Source organism: Pseudarthrobacter sp. LMD1-1-1.1 (assembly GCF_040676255.1).
Classification (GTDB): Bacteria; Actinomycetota; Actinomycetes; order Actinomycetales; family Micrococcaceae; genus Arthrobacter.
In genome coordinates, this window is record NZ_JBEGHP010000023.1 from 175,036 (window position 1) to 191,324 (window position 16,289).

Sequence of the window (16,289 nt, forward strand, 5' to 3'; positions counted from 1 at the left end):
GCCCCCACGGCGTTCACACTCCGGCTGACACACCGGCCAACCGCGCCTTCGCGATAAACTGGCCCTATCCCCACCAACCGCGGCCCTGTTCCGCGAGATAAGACGGAGACATTTGTGAGCTTCACGCAGCATGAGCGCGTATCCATTGACCGTGTACCCATCCGCCGGGCCCTGATCTCGGTTTACGACAAAACAGGTCTGGAGGAGCTCGCAACGGGCCTGCACGCCGCGGGCGTTAAGCTCGTCTCCACCGGTTCCACGGCCAAGAAGATCGCCGCCGCGGGTATTCCCGTGCAGGAGGTTGAGGAAGTCACCGGTTCGCCCGAGATGCTGGACGGCCGCGTCAAGACGCTGCACCCGCGCGTCCACGGCGGAATCCTGGCGGACCGCCGCGTCCCGGCCCACATGGAAACCCTTGCCAACATGGACATCGAAGCCTTCGACCTGGTGGTGGTGAACCTCTACCCGTTCGTGGAAACGGTCAAGTCCGGTGCCGCGCAGGATGACGTCGTGGAGCAGATCGACATTGGCGGCCCCGCCATGGTGCGGTCGGCCGCGAAGAACCACGCCGCCGTCGCCATCGTGGTGGATCCGTCCTTCTACGGCCAGGTGGTGGAGGCTGCCGCCGCCGGTGGCTTCGACCTGAAGACGCGCCGCCGCCTCGCCGCCAAGGCGTTCGCCCACACCGCTGCCTATGACAACGCGGTGGCCACCTGGACCGCCAGCCAGTTCCTGGACGAGGATGGCGACGGCGTCATCGACTGGCCCGCCTACGCCGGCCTGTCCCTGGAGCGTTCCGAGGTCCTGCGCTACGGCGAGAACCCGCACCAGCAGGCTGCCCTGTACGTGGACAAGGCTGCGCCGATGGGCATCGCCCAGGCGGACCAGCTGCACGGCAAGGCCATGAGCTACAACAACTTCGTTGACGCCGACGCCGCCCTGCGTGCCGCCTTCGACTTCGCTGAGCCCGCCGTCGCCGTCGTCAAGCATGCCAACCCGTGCGGCGTGGCCGTCGGCTCCGCCGATGCCGCGGACCCCATCGCCGATGCCCACGCCAAGGCGCACGCCTGCGATCCGGTCTCCGCGTTCGGTGGCGTCATCGCCGCGAACCGCACCGTTACTGCCGGCATGGCCAACACCGTCAAGGACATCTTCACCGAGGTGGTCATCGCCCCCGGCTTCGAGCCCGAGGCAGTGGAGATCCTCTCCAAGAAGAAGAACATCCGCCTGCTCGCCCTGCCCGAGGGCTACGGCCGCTACCCCACGGAGTTCCGCCAGGTTTCCGGCGGCATGCTGGTCCAGGTCACGGACAAGGTGGACGCTGAAGGCGACAACCCCGCCAACTGGACCCTCGCCGCCGGTGAAGCCGCGGACGACAAGACCCTCGCGGACCTCGCCTTCGCCTGGACCGCCTGCCGGGCCGCGAAGTCCAACGCCATCCTCCTGGCAGAGAACGGTGCTGCAGTGGGCATCGGCATGGGCCAGGTCAACCGTCTGGATTCCTGCCGCCTGGCCGTGGAGCGGGCCAACACCCTGGGTGTCACGGTGGAGTCCGACGTCGACGGTGCCGGCGGCGCTTCCAACGCGGACGCGAGCGGCGCACCAGAGCGTGCCCGCGGTGCCGTGGCCGCCTCCGACGCGTTCTTCCCGTTCGCCGACGGACTGCAGATCCTGATCGACGCCGGCGTCCGCGCCGTGGTGCAGCCGGGCGGTTCCGTCCGGGATGAGGAAGTGATTGCGGCGGCGAACGCCGCCGGCATCACGATGTACTTCACCGGAGCCCGCCACTTCTTCCACTGATCCCCACGCTTCATCGCGGGCCCGGATTAACGACGACGGCGCCCGTCCCCTGCGCAGGGGACGGGCGCCGTCGTCGTTGTGCTGGTTCAGTCCTGGTCGTCTTGGCCGGAGCCGGGCTCCGGGAGCTGAATCTCCCGGGGCTTCGCCGCCGCCATCCGTTCCTCTGTCCAGTACTCGAGGACTTCCTCGGGGGACTGGGTCAGGTCCGCGTGGCTGACGGGATCCTCCTTCGGATCAGGTGCCTTAGGACTTTGCTGCACTGTTGAAGGTTGCCTGGATGACTTTGCCCCAGTACGGGCCGTACATCACGGCTGAGCCGTTGTAGCCATAGCTGTTGATGGAGTTCTGTACGCCGTCTGAGCCGATGCCGATGAACCACGGGCCGCCCGAGGAGCCGCCCGTCATGTCGCACGGGATGCCCTGGGTACCGAACTGGGGGTTGTTCGGGTCATCCGTGGCCGTACCGGTGCAGCTGAACAGTGACGTGCCGTTGAACGGCGAGGCCTGCGGGTAGCCGTACGAGGTGTAGGTCAGGCCCCGTGCCTGGTTGAAGGCAGTGCCAGAGCCGCCGACAACATCGGTGAGCCGGTCACCGTTGCTGTCCGTATTCACGACGGCGAAGCCGGTGTCGTAGGTCATGTCGCCGTTGGAGGCCCACTGGGTGGGGGCGTACAGGGCCCTGGCGGTCCACTTGCCGTAGGGTGCCGCGCCGTTGTCGTAGGCGGGCACGAAGACGAAGTTGGTGGCGTACGCGCCCGGGCCCTCGTTTACGCAGTGACCGGCGGTAGCCACGGTGCTGCCGTTGGTCGAGGCGACGGCGTTGCCCGAGCACACATAGTTGGTGCCGCCCATGGTGAAGAAGACTTTGCCGATGTGGGAGACGGGATTCTCGCTCTGGGCAATGGTGGGCTTGCCCTTGGTCCCCTTGGTGGAGGAAGGCTTGCCCTTCTCGACCAGGGCGGCGCTGGAGCGGTTGCCGGGGCCCAGCGCCTTGCCGGCCAGGGTGTCACCTGAGACGGCGCTCTGCATGCGCTCCGGAGTCCAGTAATCCGCTGCGCCGTCGGCATTGAGCGTGACGCCGGCCACGGACGGGGCTTCATGTCCATCCGATGGTGCGGGCGCGGCTGAGGCCCCGCCGGCCGAGGTGAGTGCCAGCACAGCGGCAGCCGAGAAAGTCAGGAGGCCGGAAGCCAGAGACCTGGTGCGTGTCATTGTTGTCCTGTCTGAACGGGGTTTGGGCCCTGGATCGGGAGTGACTTAGCGAATTTATCGCCACCGGACAAGTTTGTACACAGTAGTGAGATATCAAATACCGGCTTAGGACCCTTTCACTGCCCCGGCCGCCCCTTGGTGGCGACGGCGGCCCTGGCACCCGGGCGTGTCCCGCCGTCGGCCGTTCTCCATCGCTGTAATCCTGCCCACCGCCGGGGTAACGCTGGGACTCCGGTACGGTTCAACGCCATGTCCTCGGGTAAGTTGTACATGGTGAAATAGACCGAATTTTTCACAATCAAGCCGACCCACAGGGAGACGCCCGCGCATGTCCAAGATTATCTACACCCACACCGACGAAGCGCCGATGCTGGCTACCTATTCGTTCCTGCCCATCATCGAGGCGTTCGCTTCGACTGCAGGTGTGGAGGTGGAGACCCGCGACATTTCGCTCGCCGGCCGCATCATTGCTGTGTTCGGTGACTACCTCACCCCGGAGCAGCAGATCGGTGACGCCCTTGCTGAACTCGGTGAGCTGGCGAAGACGCCGGAAGCCAACATCATCAAGCTGCCCAACATCAGCGCCTCCATCCCGCAGCTGAAGGCGGCCATCGCCGAGCTGCAGGGCCAGGGCTACGCCCTGCCGGATTACCCGGACAACCCCTCCTCCGACGAGGAAACCGCCATCCGCTCGCGCTACGACAAGATCAAGGGCTCCGCCGTGAACCCGGTCCTGCGTGAAGGCAACTCGGACCGCCGCGCGCCGCTGTCCGTCAAGAACTACGCACGCCAGAACCCCCACTCCATGGGCGCCTGGACCTCCGACTCCAAGACCAACGTGGCCACCATGGGCCAGGACGACTTCCGTTCCAACGAGAAGTCCGTGGTCATCGAGTCAGACGGCACTATCGCCATCCAGCTGGTCCGTGAAGACGGGTCCGTGAAGGTCCTGAAGAAGGCTTTCCCGGTCCTGGCCGGTGAGGTCATCGACGGCACCGTGATGCGCGCCGCCGCCCTGGACGAGTTTTTGAAGGCCCAGGTTGCCCGCGCCAAGGAAGAAGGCGTGCTGTTCTCCGCGCACCTGAAGGCCACCATGATGAAGGTCTCGGACCCCATCATCTTCGGCCACGTGGTCAAGGCCTACTTCTCGGAACTGTTCCAGACTTACGGCAAGCAGCTCTCCGCCGCCGGCATCAGCCCCAACAACGGCCTTGCCGCCATCCTCAGCAGCCTCGAGGACCTGCCGGAAGACGTCCGCGACGGCGTGCAGAACCTGATCAAGAAGGGCCTGGAAGACGGTCCCGCCCTGGCCGTGGTGGACTCTGACAAGGGCATCACCACCCTGAACGTCCCCAGCGACGTCATCGTGGACGCCTCCATGCCCGCCATGATCCGCAGCTCGGGCCACATGTGGGGCCCGGACGGCAAGGAAGCGGACACCCTGGCCGTGCTGCCGGACAGCTCCTACGCCGGCATCTACCAGGTGGTCATCGATGACTGCCGCGCCAACGGCGCCTACGACCCCACCACCATGGGCACCGTGCCCAACGTCGGCCTCATGGCACAGGCGGCCGAGGAATACGGCAGCCACGACAAGACGTTCGAGATCCAGGAAGCCGGCAAGGTACAGGTCGTTGACGGCTCCGGCAACGTCCTGATCGAGCACGAAGTCTCCGAGGGCGACATCTGGCGCGCCTGCCAGACCAAGGACGCCCCCATCCGCGACTGGGTCAAGCTGGCCGTCACCCGCGCCCGCGCCTCCCAGACCCCCGCCGTGTTCTGGCTGGACGAGGAACGTGCCCACGACGCCAACCTGATCGCCAAGGTCAACGAATACCTGAAGGACCACGACACCGAGGGCCTGGACATCCAGATCATGGCCCCGGTCAAGGCCACTGCCTTCACCCTGGAGCGCATCCGCAAGGGCCAGGACACCATCTCCGTCACGGGCAACGTGCTCCGCGACTACCTGACGGACCTGTTCCCCATCCTGGAACTGGGCACCAGCGCCAAGATGCTCTCCGTCGTCCCGCTGATGAACGGCGGCGGACTCTTCGAGACCGGCGCCGGCGGCTCGGCCCCGAAGCACGTCCAGCAGCTGCTCAAGGAAAACCACCTCCGCTGGGACAGCCTGGGTGAGTTCCTGGCCCTGGCCGTGAGCTTCGAACACCTGGCCACCACCACGGGCAACGCCCGCGCCCAGGTCCTGGCCGACACCCTGGACCGCGCCACCGGCACCTTCCTGCTGGAGAACAAGTCCCCGAGCCGCCGTGCCGGCGAACTGGACAACCGCGGCAGCCACTACTTCCTGGCCCGCTACTGGGCCGAGGAACTGGCCAAGCAGACGGACGACGCCGACCTGGCCGCCGCGTTCAGCTCGGTCGCCAACGAGCTTTCCTCCAAGGAGGAAACGATCGTGGGCGAGCTGGCCGAGGTCCAGGGCTCACCTGTGGACATCGGGGGCTACTACCGCCCGGATGACGCCAAGGCTTCGTCCGTGATGCGTCCTTCCGCCACCCTGAACAAGGTCATCGCCAGCCTGGCCTAGTACCGGCTGGTAAGGCAGAGAGAAGCGGTGCCCCGGTTTCCACCGGAGCACCGCTTCTTTTGCTTTGTCACTTAGCCTGGGCGCGGTTCAGTTCTTGCCTTTGCCCTTGTCGCCGTTGTTCTTGCCGCCGTCCGCTCCGTTGCCGGCGGCACTGCCCTGTGCCGGGGCCGGTGCGGGAGCTGCCTGCGACGCAGGTGCGGGGGAGGGATCCTGGGCTGCCTGGGCGGCGGCAACGCGGGCGTCTTCGGCAGCCTTCGCGGCCGCCGCCTGAGCGGCAACCGCTTCAGTGAGGTCTGCCCGGACGGCGGTGGCCACGGTGGTGATGCTGCGGCGCCGCTCTTCGGAGACCTGGCCCTTCGCCTGGGCAGCCGAAAGGTCCGCTTCGAGGCCCTCCAGCGCCTTGAGCGCGGCTGCGGGATCGTTTTGGGAGGAAGCCTGGGTCACCTCAAGGACCCGCGCCTGGAGCTGTGTTGCCGCTTCGCGCTGCAGCCCGCTCCCGGGGGCGGCACAGGCGTTGAGGAAGGTGGCCGCCAGCAGGGCCGCCGCGCAGGCCAGCAGCAGCCGGCCCGGCACGGCCTGCCGAAGGGTCACGGCGCCACACTCTTTTGAAGTTCCTGCAGGTGGTCGCCCAGGACACCGGTCACCGTGGGGTAGGGGACGACGTCGGCGGGCCGGGCGGAGATGCTCATCATCACCGCGGCAGCGGCTGCGGCAATCACCAGGGCAGCGAGCACCACGGCAAGCCAGATCCGCTGGTTCCGTGAGAGGCGGGGCTTGCCGGAAGCCTTGGCAGGGGAGGGGGTGGCCGCCGTCCCGGAACCGGATTGCCGGACAGAATCAGATGCGGGCGCAGGATCAGATGCGGTCGCAGGAGCCTGGGCCGACGGATCGTCAGAGGACCCCGTCGCTCCGGTGGCCCCGGCTGCCTCCCGGACGTCATCCACCGACTCTTCGGCAGTGATGGTCGGAGGGTGGAAGGGCATGGCCGGCAGTACCCGCGTGGTCTCCGGCGCCAGTTCTCCGGGCGTTGAGGCCGGGGAAACCAACGCCTGGCGGAGGGCGGTCTCGATGTCGGCGGCCGATGGCCGCTCCAGCGGCTCGATGGTGGTCATGGAACGGATGAGGTCGGCCCACTCGGCGGGGACGTCGTCGGGAATTTCCGGGGCGCGGTGAAGCCGGGCAACCGCGGATTCCACCGCGCTGCCGGGGTATTCCACGGTGCCCTTGATGCATTCCAGCAGAACCAGCCCGAAGGAGTAGATGTCCGTGGCTGACGACAGCGGCTTGCCCAGGGCCTGTTCCGGGCTGAGGTAGGCGGCGGTGCCCACCATGGTGCCCGTGGCAGTGAGCCGGGTGGAATCCACGATCCTGGCGATGCCAAAGTCCGTGAGCTTGGGCCGCAGCGGCTCGCCGGGACGGATCTGGACCAGGAGGATGTTGCCCGGTTTGATGTCGCGGTGGATGATGCCCAGGCCGTGCACATAGGCCAGCGCGTCCGCGATGCCTGCGCCGATGACGCTCAGCTCTTCAAGGGGTACCCTGCTGTGCCGGATACGGGCGCGCAGGTCCTGGCCCTCCACGAGCTCCATGGTCAGGAACGGCCGGGGCTCATCCGGAATGCGGTCATCGATACCGGCGTCGAAGAGGGTCACCAGGCCGGGGTGGTTGAGTGTGGCGAGGAGCTGGATCTCCGCTTCCTGGCGTTTGAGTTCATCCGCGTCCGGGGCCTGCGGGGCGAAGAGCTTCAACGCCACATCGCGGCCCAGGTTTTCGTCCCGCGCACAGTACACCGATGACATTCCGCCGCGGCCGATGACATCACCCAACCGGTAGCGACCGCCGACAACTTCATTCTTGATGGAGCTAGGCGATTCCGCCACCATGACCGTTCCTCCCGGTGCGCTGCGGCACTGTCGTACCTCAAATTATACGGGCGGTGAGGTGGAAGCAGCGATTGACCAGGGCTTCCCGTTCCGGCACGCCGACGGCCCGGCGGCGATTTTACGAACCTTCGCCGCCGGACCACCGGCTTCAAGGACATGTGTGCTGACGACATGTTTCTTGTGCTGTTGTTGTGTTTCGGGGCTGCTGTCCTCCTTCCGTCAGCCCGCCGGGTGCTGCCGCTTCAGGCGCACAGGCGCGGGCGGTTACTGTTCTGCCGTGGGGCCGCTAGGACACCTTGCGCTTGCGGAGCGCCAGGAGTCCGGCGGCCAGGAGCAGCAGGGCCAGGGGGACCAGCGATCCGTCCCAGCCGGTCTTGGCGAGGCCGGTGTGGGCAGCGCCTCCGTTGGCAAGGGCAGCATTACCGGCGGCCGTGTTGCCGCGGGGGACCGTTACGGTGCCGATTGCCCCGCCCACCGCGGTTGAGCCGGCCGGTGCTGCCGTGAAGCCCTCTGTTCCTGTATCACCGGCGCCACCGCTGGAGTCGCCGCCCGGGGTGCTGGTGCCGGGATCCATCGTTCCGGGATCAGCTGTTCCCGGGTCAAGGGTTCCGGTGTCGCCCGTGGTTCCGTCACCCGGGGTGGTGCCGGGATCGGAAGTTCCCGGCGTGCCTGTGGTGTTGTCGCCGCCGAGCCCGAGGTCAATGCCAAGATCGACCACAGCATCCAGGCCGCTGCCGCCTGCTGTCCCGGAGCCCACAGCAGCACCAAGGTCCGCGGCTGCATCGATGACACCTGCCGTGTCACCGTCCGTGACAGACCCTAGGGTGATGCCGAGGGCTGCGTCCACCGTGCTGCCAGCCCCGGTGGCGTCACCATCGGTGAGGCCGCCCAGGCCCAGGCCTGCGGCTGCATCGACCGCGAGGTCTGCCACGGTGCCGTCCGTAGTCCCGGTGCCGGTGGTGCCGAGGCCGAGGTTGACGTCTGCCGCGGCTGCCGTGCCGGTGGTGCCGGTGGTGCCGAGGCCGAGGTTGACGTCTGCCGCGGCTGCCAGGTCGGTGGTGCCGGTGGTGGCGGGGTCGGTGGTGGTCACCGTGCCGAGGCCGAGGTTGACGTCTGCCGCGGCTGCCAGGTCGGTGGTGCCGGTGGCTGCGGGGTCGGTGGTGGTCACTGTGCCGAGGCCGAGGTTGACGTCTGCTGCCGCTGCCAGGTCGGTGGTGCCGGTGGTTGCGGGGTCGGTGGTGGCCACAGTCCCGAGTCCGAGGTCCACGGCGGCACCGACGGCGAGGTTCGTCGTGGTGCTGTCCGTCGTTCCGGTGCCGATGGCGGCGGGATCAGTGGTCGCCACAGTCCCCAGTCCGAGGTTGACGTCCACTGCGGCGGCGACACCTGTTGATCCGGCCGGCGTTGGGTCACCCAGCAGGCCCAACGACGTCGAGTCAGCGGGTGCCGCCGCCGAGATGAGGGCGGAGGCGGAAAGGTCCGTCCCGCTGGTGGTGTCCGCCGCGTTGGCGGTGGCGCAGCCGAAGGCCAGGAGGCCGCCGGCAAAGAGGGTGCTCAGCAACCCCCTGCGAAGGGTGCAGTTCATGGTGTTTACTCCTGAAATAGTTGAGTGTCCGGGCGCTGGACAGCTGCCCGTAAAGCCGCGTGCTGCCCTCGGGAGGGCAGAGGGCCTCAACTAGTCAGGGGAAGAGCCGGGGTCGAACGACACCGGCGCAGGGGCATGCTCGGAGGACCGGTCGGCGCGAACACTTCCGGCCCGGTCAAAATCAAAGTCGAAAGGGTCGAGCCACGCAGCGGCAGGGGACGCTCCGCCCGCTGATCCTCCGCTGCCCGTGCCGGACGCCGGGGCTGCCGGAGCCTGGGCAGGCAGGGGCAACGGGTCCGGCAGGGGCTGCTCCTGGACGGCGCCAGCCATCACGGATTCCCCGGACTGCGGCGCCGCCGTATGGGCCAGGATGCCCGCGCCCGCGGCTTCCATGCCCGCGCCGGGGTGGGCTGCTGGTGCCGTGGATGAGACTTCAACAGCCTGGTCAGATTCCGGGGCCGTGTTCATGGCACCCGGCGCATCGTCCACGGCTGCCGGTTGATCCTGCGCGGGAGCAGGGACCACCTCGGCGGGAACGTCCACTTGCACGGCATCCAAGGGCGGGACGGGCAACGGAACAGTTCCGGTCAAAAGATCTGAAACCGGTTGGAGCACAGGCTCCAGGACCGGAACCGCCTCGGCTGCAGGGGCTGCGACTTCCTGGGCTACACCGGCAGCCACAGTATCGGCCAGCTCAGCAAGGGGAGCCGAGACCTCTGAAACCGTTCCGGCCGGAACCACCTGGTCCACCACGGGAACGGCGGCAATAAGGTTGTCCGCGAGGCCGGCAACCGGCGTTACGACAGGCTGCAGCAGCCCGGGGGACGCGGCTGGTCCAGCCGCGGACCCCGCAGGGACCGGTGAAACCGCAGCTGCAAGATCCTGGCTCAGGGAAGACACCGAACTGGTGGCGCCGCCGAGCAGTGAAGTGGAATCGGTCCCGGCATCGGCAGTTGCAGCCGTTGATGAAAGAGTCAACCAGGTGGCCGCGGCTGCTCCTGCCAGGAGCAGCGGGCGCAGGGCATGCCATGGCGAACTACTACGAGCCATGCGTACCACCCCCCAGTGACCGGCGCAATCGATGCTTTCTAAATGCTAAGACTGCTTATCGCCTGAAGTCCAGCATTCACTAAAGGGAATTTACAAATGCCCGAAACGGGTGCAGAAACTGTCAAGGCAGAATCGGGCAGTCACAGTGGCGTGACCAGCGGGCAAAAGCTGCCCGCCGCCGTCGAACGCAGCCTTTGATGATCCTGCTAGTGGCTGTCGTTGGGGTAGGTCACGCCGAGCTGTGCGCGCACACCGTCGAAGAGGCGCATGGTGTTCAGGGTGTCCTCAAGCGGCATGACCGGACTCTCGGTCAGCCCCTGCTGGACGCACCTCATCACCTCGCGCAGCTCGTAGGCGTAGCCCTTTCCCACGACGTCGAAGGTCTCCGTCCGGCGGTCCTCCCACCCCTTGGTGATGACCAGCTCGCGGGGGTTGTTGATGGAGCCCACGCTTTGCAGGAAGCCCAGGCTGCCGGCCACCGTGGCAGTGCGGGGTCCGTGGGCCAGCAGGGAGGAGGTGAGCTGGACCTGGGCGGCGTGGCCGTAGCCAAGGCTCAGGGCGTTCTGCGCATCGACGCCGTCGTCGTTGACGAAGCCCGTGGCGCTGACGGTCTGCGGGAAGCCAAGCGTGCCGAGCGCCCACAGGAGCGGGTACACGGACAGATCCAGCAGTGCGCCCCCGCCGTCCTTCCGGGCCCACAGCCTGGCGGTGGGGGAGTACGGAGCCGGGAAGCCAAGGTCAGCGGTCACCCAATGGATGTCGCCCAGCTCTCCGGAAGCAGCGATGTCGAAGGCACGCTGCATCGAGGGCAGGAACCGGCTCCAGACCGCCTCCATGAGGAAGAGCTTGCGGCTGCGCGCCACCTCGATGAGTTCCGCCGCTTCCCGGGCGTTGATGGTGAAAGCCTTCTCGCACAGCACGTGCTTGCCGGCGTTGAGGGCAGCGAGAACCATCTCGTGGTGCTGCGCGTGCGGCGTCGCGACGTACACAACATCCACGGCGTCATCGGCCAGCAGCCGCTGGTAGCCGGGCACCCCGCCGTCGTCCCCGTACGCCTTGGAAAAGTCATACGCCACGGCAAACGCGTCCGCGGTGTCCTGCGCCCTGGAACTGACCGCATACAGCTCGGCATCTTCAAGCAGCGCGAGATCCTGCGAGACGGCGCGGGCAATGCTGCCCGTGGCGATGATTCCCCAGCGCAGGGGAGCCCCGGTGGCGGACCGGGGATCCTGGTTGGGCTGGCTGGAAAGCCACGGCTTTGCGATCGGAGCAGTCATAGCTGCAATCCTGTCACAGGGCCGCCGGACGGCCCCGGAATTCCGCGCCCCGTGCCGTGGCTAACAGCGGAAAGAGGCCGACGGCGGGAGGACGCTTTGGGCGCTTCCCCCGCCGACGGCCCTGCCGGGCCCGTCTTCTCCGGGTCAGGCCGTGGCGGCGACGGCGCTCCGTCCCCGGACCGGCTCTTCCGTCAGCTGGCCCTGCTGCAGGCGGAACCGGCGGTCGGTCTTGTTCGCCAGGATCCTGTCGTGGGTGACCACCAGGATGGTGGTGTTGTGGTCGCGGCTCAGCGAGCTGAGGAGCTCGATGATGTGGTCGCCGGTCTGCTCATCCAGGTTGCCGGTGGGCTCGTGGCCAGGATCAGTTTCGGCTCATTGGCCAGGGCGCGGGCAATGGCCACGCGCTGCTGCTCGCCGCCGGAGAGCCTGTTGATCCGCCGGTCGTGCTTGGACGGATCAAGCTGGACCTGTTCCAGCAGGTCCTTGGCGCGCTGCAGCCGCGCGGCCTTGCGGACCCCGGCGAACTCCATGGGCAGCATGACGTTGTCCACGGCGGACAGGTTGGGGATCAGGTTGAACTGCTGGAACACGAAGCCGATGTCCCTGCGCCGGTATTCCGTCAGCTTGGTGTCCGGCAGGCTTGCCAGGCTCACGCCGTCCACCACGACGTCCCCGCTGGTGGGTTTGTCCAGCGCGCCCAGCAGGGACAGCAGGGTGCTCTTGCCGCTGCCGCTCTTGCCCACGATGGAGGCCAGGGTGCCCTGCTCCAGGACAAAGCTGACATCGTTGACCGGCTTGATGGTGCGGTCACCGGAGTTGAAGGTGCGGACCAGGTTCTTGACTTCAATCATGGCTATTCTCCTCGCAGGACTTCGATGGGACGGATGCGCGCGGTAAGCAGCGCGGGCACCAGGGCGCCGATAATGGCCACGCAGAACACGGCGGCGATGCCACCGGCGATCACGCCCGGCGATGCGCTCGCGGTGACCGAGTTCAGGAGCTGGGAGGCGCCGCCGAAGGGGCCGCCCTGGCCGCCCGGGAAGCCGCCCGCCCCGCCGGGGCCGCGGCCCGTGCTGGCAGTGGTTGTGGTGGTGTTGCTGCTGATCAGGGCCGAAGCGATCCCCCCGCTGGCGAAGGATGCGATTGCTGCCCCCACTGCGCTGCCCAGGGCCGCGAGGACCAGGGCTTCGAGGACGAACTGCAGGCCGATGGTGCGGTTGGGGGCGCCGATGGCTTTCAGGACCCCGATTTCGCGGCGGCGCTCGCGGACCAGCATCACCATGATGAGCAGGATGATCAGGCCAGCGGTTCCGAGGGCGGCAATGAAGGCGATGAAGGAGATGTTCTTGACGCTGTCCAGGGAGCTGACGGCGGTCTGCAGGTTCTGCCCCTGGGTGACGTCGGCCTTGCCACTGCCCAGGGCGGCCTGCAGGGCCGTCTTGGTGGTGGCGACGTTGTCCATGGAATTGACCGTGACGATCATGCTGGACAGTTCGCCCGGTGTCCCGGCGAGCGACTGGGCGGTGGGGAGCGTGAGGTAGGCGGCGTTGTTCCCGAACGCCGTACCGGCGTCGAACAATCCGGTCACCGTGTAGGTCTGGTCGTTGATGGTGAAGGTGGACCCAACGGTGAGGCTGTTTTTCTCCGCCAGCGTGGTGCCCAGCAGTGCTCCCGTGGACGCTGCCGAGTAGTCGCCCAGTCCGGTGCCCTGCGTAATGTTCAGTGCCTTGCCCGTGGTGTCCACTTCAGCGCCGATACCCGTGGCGGTGATCGGCAGGGACCGGACCGGCTGCTGCGTGCTTCCGGTGGATCCGGTGGTTCCGTTGGCCTGCTGGTTGCGGTTGCCCAGGGTGCCTGCATCCACCGCGGCGGTGAGGCTTGTGGTCAGGGGCGCTGCGGCCTGGCCGCCGGGGCCTCCCTGCCCGGTTTGGCCGCCCGGTGCGGTTTGTCCAGCCTGCGCCGTTTGTGCCGCGGCAGCCGCCGCGTTCCGCAACCGCAGGGATGAGGTCCCGACGACGGCGCTGACGTTGGGGACGCCGGCGGCGGTGGCTGCCTGGTCGGCTGTGAGCGGCTCTCCGCCGCCTTCGAAGCCTTGGCCGCCGGCGGGGTTGACGGTCAGGACGGTGCCGACGGAGGCGTTGAGCTCCTGCACTTTCGCCCCGACTGCCTGGTTCGCCACCAGCATGGCCAGTGCCAGGCCAATGGCGACGGCCAGCACCGCAACAACAGCTGCGGTGCGGACCTTGTTTCTGAAGGCATTGCCTACGCTTCGGGCAAGGACGCTCACGTTACTCCTATGGCTCAGGTGCCGGCGCGGGAGGCCGGCTTCCCATCAACCCTCGCCGGGCATCCTGTGCCGCAATCCGGCCGGACCTGTGTTTGGCCTGTGAAGGATGTTGCTGTTGAGGCAGGACACAGGAAAGCCCGGTCCTGTTGAAGGACCGGGCTTTCCGCTTGCCGGGGTTTACCCGGCGTTACCGACTGTGTTACTTGGTGATCGGGCCGAGTACGGGATCGTCCGTGTAGGCCGTCTTGACGTTGGCCGAGGTCACGATGACCGGCTCCAGCAGGTAGGCGGGAACAACCTTGTTGCCATTGTTGTAGGACTTGTCGTCGTTGACCTCAGGCTTCTTGCCGGCCTGCAGGTCCTTGACCATGGTGATGGCGTGCTCAACGAGCTTGCGGGTGTCCTTGTTGATGGTGGAGTACTGCTCGCCTGCGATGATCGACTTGACCGACTCAACCTCGGAGTCCTGGCCGGTGACAACCGGGATCGGCTTGCCGGCAGCCTTGACCGAGGTCAGGATTGCGCGGGCCAGGGTGTCGTTGGGGGAGAGGACGCCGTCCACGTTGGCGCTGGTGTAGCTGCCGCTGAGCAGGGTGTCCATGCGGCGCTGGGCGTTTTCAGCCTTCCAGCCCTGGGTCACGGCCTGCTCGAAGCTGTTCTGCCCGGAGACGACCTTCAGGGTGCCGTCGTCGATCTTGGGCTTCAGGACGCTCATGGCACCGTTGAAGAACACCTTGGCGTTGGCATCGTCCGGGGAACCGGCGAACAGTTCGATGTTGTAAGGACCAGTGGGCTTCTTCGCCTTCATGCCGTCCAGCAGGGCCTGGCCCTGGAGCACGCCGACCTTGAAGTTGTCATAGGCCACGTAGTAGTCCACGTTGTCCGTGTTCAGCAGGAGCCGGTCGTACGCGATGATCGTGGCGCCGGCGTCCTTGGCCTGCTTGAGCTGGGTACCCAGCTGGGAGCCGTCGATGGCGCCCACGATAATGACCTTGGCACCCTTGGTGACCATGGCGCTGATCTGGTTCTGCTGCTCCGACACGCCGCCGTTGGCGAACTGGACGTCAGCCTTGAACCCGGCACCGTTGAGGCCGTCGTTGAACAGCTTTTCGGCCAGGACCCAGTTTTCACTGGTCTTCTGGGGGAGGGCAACGCCGATGGAGGACTTCTGGTCGAATCCCGCGGCACCGGTGCTGGACCCGCCGGACGGCTCCGAGCGGCCGCAGCCCGTCAGCGCCAGTGCTGCGATGGCAGCTACCGCTGCGGCCTTTCCTGCTTTACCAAACATTCGCATTGTTGGTTCTCTTTCTTTGAGTGATGGAACGGTATTCAGGCTGCAAACTTCAGGCTTCCCTGGCGATCGCTTCCTTGGTGGAGGTGGTTTCGTCGGGCTGGACGGGGCTGCTGGGTCCGCCGGAGGGACGGTTCATGTTCCGGGTCAGCATGCCGATGATGGAGCGTTTGCCCTGGGACTTGTTGTAGACGTCGAAGGCGACGGCGATCAGGAGCACCAGGCCCTTGATGATCTGGGTGAGGTCGGCGCCGACGCCGAGGAGCTGCAGGCCGTTGTTGAGCACTGCCATGACCAGGCCACCAATGATGGAGCCGACCACGGTACCCACACCGCCGGTCACTGCCGCGCCGCCAATGAAGACGGCGGCGATGGCGTCCAGCTCCCAGCCCACGCCGTCGAAGGGTCCTGATGCGGTGGAGCGGCCCACGAAGATCATGCCGGCCAGGCCGGCCAGGATGGACATGTTCATCATGACCAGGAAGTTGACCTTCTTGGACTGGACGCCGGAGAGTTCGGCCGCATGCCGGTTGCCGCCGACGGCGTAGACGTGGCGGCCCAGGATGGTGCGGGAGGAGATGAAGCCGTAGATCAGTACCAGCACGGCGAGGATCAGGCCGGGGATGGGGAACGAGGTGCCGGGACGGCCGGTGGCGAAGAGGTACGTGGCGTAGAGGATGGCGGCGCAGATGAGCACCAGCTTCAGCACGGTGACCCACATTTCGGGGACCTCGGCGCCGAGCGCCTTGGCCCGGGCCCGGGAGCGCAGTTCGCCCACCACGACGAAGACCGCGACTGCGACACCCATCAGGATCGTGAGGTTGTTGTAGCCGGTGTCCGGACCCACCTCGGGCAGGTAGCCGGAGCCGATGTACTGGAAGTCGTTGGGTACGGGAATGGTGTTGGACTTGCCCACGAACTGGTTGAAGCCGCGGAAGAGGAGCATGCCGGCCAGCGTCACGATGAAGGCGGGGATGCCCACATACGCGGTCCACCAGCCTTGCCAGGCGCCGATGACCGCGCCCAGCACCAGGCCCAGCAGGACGCCTGCCCACCACGGGATGCCCCAGTCGCGGATGGCGAGGGCGACGGTGACGCCGACGAACGCGGCGACGGAGCCGACCGAGAGGTCGATGTGGCCTGCGATGATCACCAGCACCATGCCGATGGCCAGGATCAGGATGTAGGAGTTGCCGTTGAAGAGGTTGATGACGTTGCCGGGGGTCAGCGTCCGGCCTTCGGTGGCGAACTGGAAGAAAATGATCAGGGCCACGAGGGCAAAGATCATGCCGAATTGGCGGGTGTTGCCGCCAAACAGCTTTTTGAGGGCGTTCATGGTGTCAGTCCTTGTGTCCG

At 66.9% G+C, this 16,289-nt stretch carries 12 protein-coding genes and 1 pseudogene; 2 read left to right on the plus strand and 11 right to left on the minus strand.

The window, feature by feature from the left end:
- The first annotated feature begins 114 nt into the window (after window positions 1–114).
- Entirely contained in the window at window positions 115–1,800 is a 1,686-nt protein-coding gene (gene purH / locus MRBLMD1_RS14445; RefSeq protein WP_364400826.1) for a bifunctional phosphoribosylaminoimidazolecarboxamide formyltransferase/IMP cyclohydrolase, read from the plus strand.
- Window positions 1,801–1,886: 86 nt separating this feature from the next.
- Here the strand turns inward: purH and MRBLMD1_RS14450 are convergent, their stop codons facing one another.
- A complete protein-coding gene (locus MRBLMD1_RS14450) occupies window positions 1,887–2,060 on the minus strand; it encodes a hypothetical protein (protein WP_364400829.1) in 174 nt (57 codons plus the stop codon).
- The gene (locus MRBLMD1_RS14455) at window positions 2,044–3,012 is read right to left on the minus strand and encodes a trypsin-like serine peptidase (protein ID WP_364400832.1); all 969 of its coding nucleotides are present in this window, start codon (window positions 3,010–3,012) and stop codon (window positions 2,044–2,046) included. Before MRBLMD1_RS14455 ends, MRBLMD1_RS14450 begins: the two co-directional genes overlap by 17 nt.
- Window positions 3,013–3,340: 328 nt before the next feature.
- Between MRBLMD1_RS14455 and MRBLMD1_RS14460 the strand changes: the two genes are divergently transcribed.
- On the plus strand, window positions 3,341–5,560 hold the full coding sequence (locus tag MRBLMD1_RS14460) for an NADP-dependent isocitrate dehydrogenase (RefSeq protein ID WP_364400835.1): 2,220 nt from the start codon (window positions 3,341–3,343) through the stop codon (window positions 5,558–5,560).
- An 87-nt stretch (window positions 5,561–5,647) separates the two neighbouring features.
- Here MRBLMD1_RS14460 and MRBLMD1_RS14465 read toward each other — a convergent pair whose 3' ends face one another.
- The 9 genes and pseudogenes from MRBLMD1_RS14465 to mmsB all read right to left on the minus strand — a co-directional run bounded on the left by MRBLMD1_RS14465 (window position 5,648) and on the right by mmsB (window position 16,269).
- Complete coding sequence (locus MRBLMD1_RS14465; RefSeq protein ID WP_224025406.1) at window positions 5,648–6,151, minus strand: hypothetical protein; 504 nt, start codon at window positions 6,149–6,151, stop codon at window positions 5,648–5,650.
- Window positions 6,148–7,443 carry a serine/threonine-protein kinase gene (locus MRBLMD1_RS14470; protein ID WP_224025407.1) on the minus strand — a complete coding sequence of 432 codons (1,296 nt, stop codon included), beginning with the start codon at window positions 7,441–7,443 and terminating at the stop codon, window positions 6,148–6,150. The genes MRBLMD1_RS14465 and MRBLMD1_RS14470 overlap by 4 nt, the downstream gene beginning before the upstream one ends.
- A 286-nt stretch (window positions 7,444–7,729) precedes the next feature.
- Window positions 7,730–9,028, minus strand: a complete 1,299-nt coding sequence (locus tag MRBLMD1_RS14475; RefSeq protein ID WP_364400839.1) for a hypothetical protein — start codon at window positions 9,026–9,028, stop codon at window positions 7,730–7,732.
- A gap of 90 nt (window positions 9,029–9,118) precedes the next feature.
- Entirely contained in the window at window positions 9,119–10,078 is a 960-nt protein-coding gene (locus MRBLMD1_RS14480) for a hypothetical protein (RefSeq protein WP_364400841.1), read from the minus strand.
- A 206-nt stretch (window positions 10,079–10,284) separates the two neighbouring features.
- On the minus strand, window positions 10,285–11,355 hold the full coding sequence (locus MRBLMD1_RS14485) for a Gfo/Idh/MocA family protein (RefSeq protein ID WP_364400844.1): 1,071 nt from the start codon (window positions 11,353–11,355) through the stop codon (window positions 10,285–10,287).
- 144 nt (window positions 11,356–11,499) lie between these two features.
- Window positions 11,500–12,206 (minus strand): annotated as a pseudogene (locus MRBLMD1_RS14490) (ABC transporter ATP-binding protein).
- A gap of 2 nt (window positions 12,207–12,208) precedes the next feature.
- Complete coding sequence (locus MRBLMD1_RS14495) at window positions 12,209–13,642, minus strand: ABC transporter permease (protein WP_364400847.1); 1,434 nt, start codon at window positions 13,640–13,642, stop codon at window positions 12,209–12,211.
- A 199-nt stretch (window positions 13,643–13,841) separates the two neighbouring features.
- Window positions 13,842–14,936, minus strand: coding sequence for a sugar-binding protein (locus tag MRBLMD1_RS14500; RefSeq protein ID WP_224025413.1), 1,095 nt, complete (start codon window positions 14,934–14,936; stop codon window positions 13,842–13,844).
- 49 nt (window positions 14,937–14,985) lie between these two features.
- Window positions 14,986–16,269 (minus strand): multiple monosaccharide ABC transporter permease, encoded by a 1,284-nt coding sequence (mmsB, locus tag MRBLMD1_RS14505; protein WP_364400852.1) that lies wholly within the window; start codon window positions 16,267–16,269, stop codon window positions 14,986–14,988.
- Window positions 16,270–16,289: the final 20 nt, after the last annotated feature.

Bases quoted from the DNA above. Each gene is read 5' to 3' on its own strand.
- MRBLMD1_RS14455 (WP_364400832.1), bottom strand. From the start codon at position 3,012: ATGACACGCACCAGGTCTCTGGCTTCCGGCCTCCTGACTTTCTCGGCT.
- MRBLMD1_RS14460 (WP_364400835.1), top strand. From the start codon at position 3,341: ATGTCCAAGATTATCTACACCCACACCGACGAAGCGCCGATGCTGGCT.
- MRBLMD1_RS14470 (WP_224025407.1), bottom strand. From the start codon at position 7,443: ATGGTGGCGGAATCGCCTAGCTCCATCAAGAATGAAGTTGTCGGCGGT.
- MRBLMD1_RS14475 (WP_364400839.1), bottom strand. From the start codon at position 9,028: ATGAACTGCACCCTTCGCAGGGGGTTGCTGAGCACCCTCTTTGCCGGC.
- MRBLMD1_RS14480 (WP_364400841.1), bottom strand. From the start codon at position 10,078: ATGGCTCGTAGTAGTTCGCCATGGCATGCCCTGCGCCCGCTGCTCCTG.
- MRBLMD1_RS14485 (WP_364400844.1), bottom strand. From the start codon at position 11,355: ATGACTGCTCCGATCGCAAAGCCGTGGCTTTCCAGCCAGCCCAACCAG.
- MRBLMD1_RS14500 (WP_224025413.1), bottom strand. From the start codon at position 14,936: ATGCGAATGTTTGGTAAAGCAGGAAAGGCCGCAGCGGTAGCTGCCATC.
- mmsB (WP_364400852.1), bottom strand. From the start codon at position 16,269: ATGAACGCCCTCAAAAAGCTGTTTGGCGGCAACACCCGCCAATTCGGC.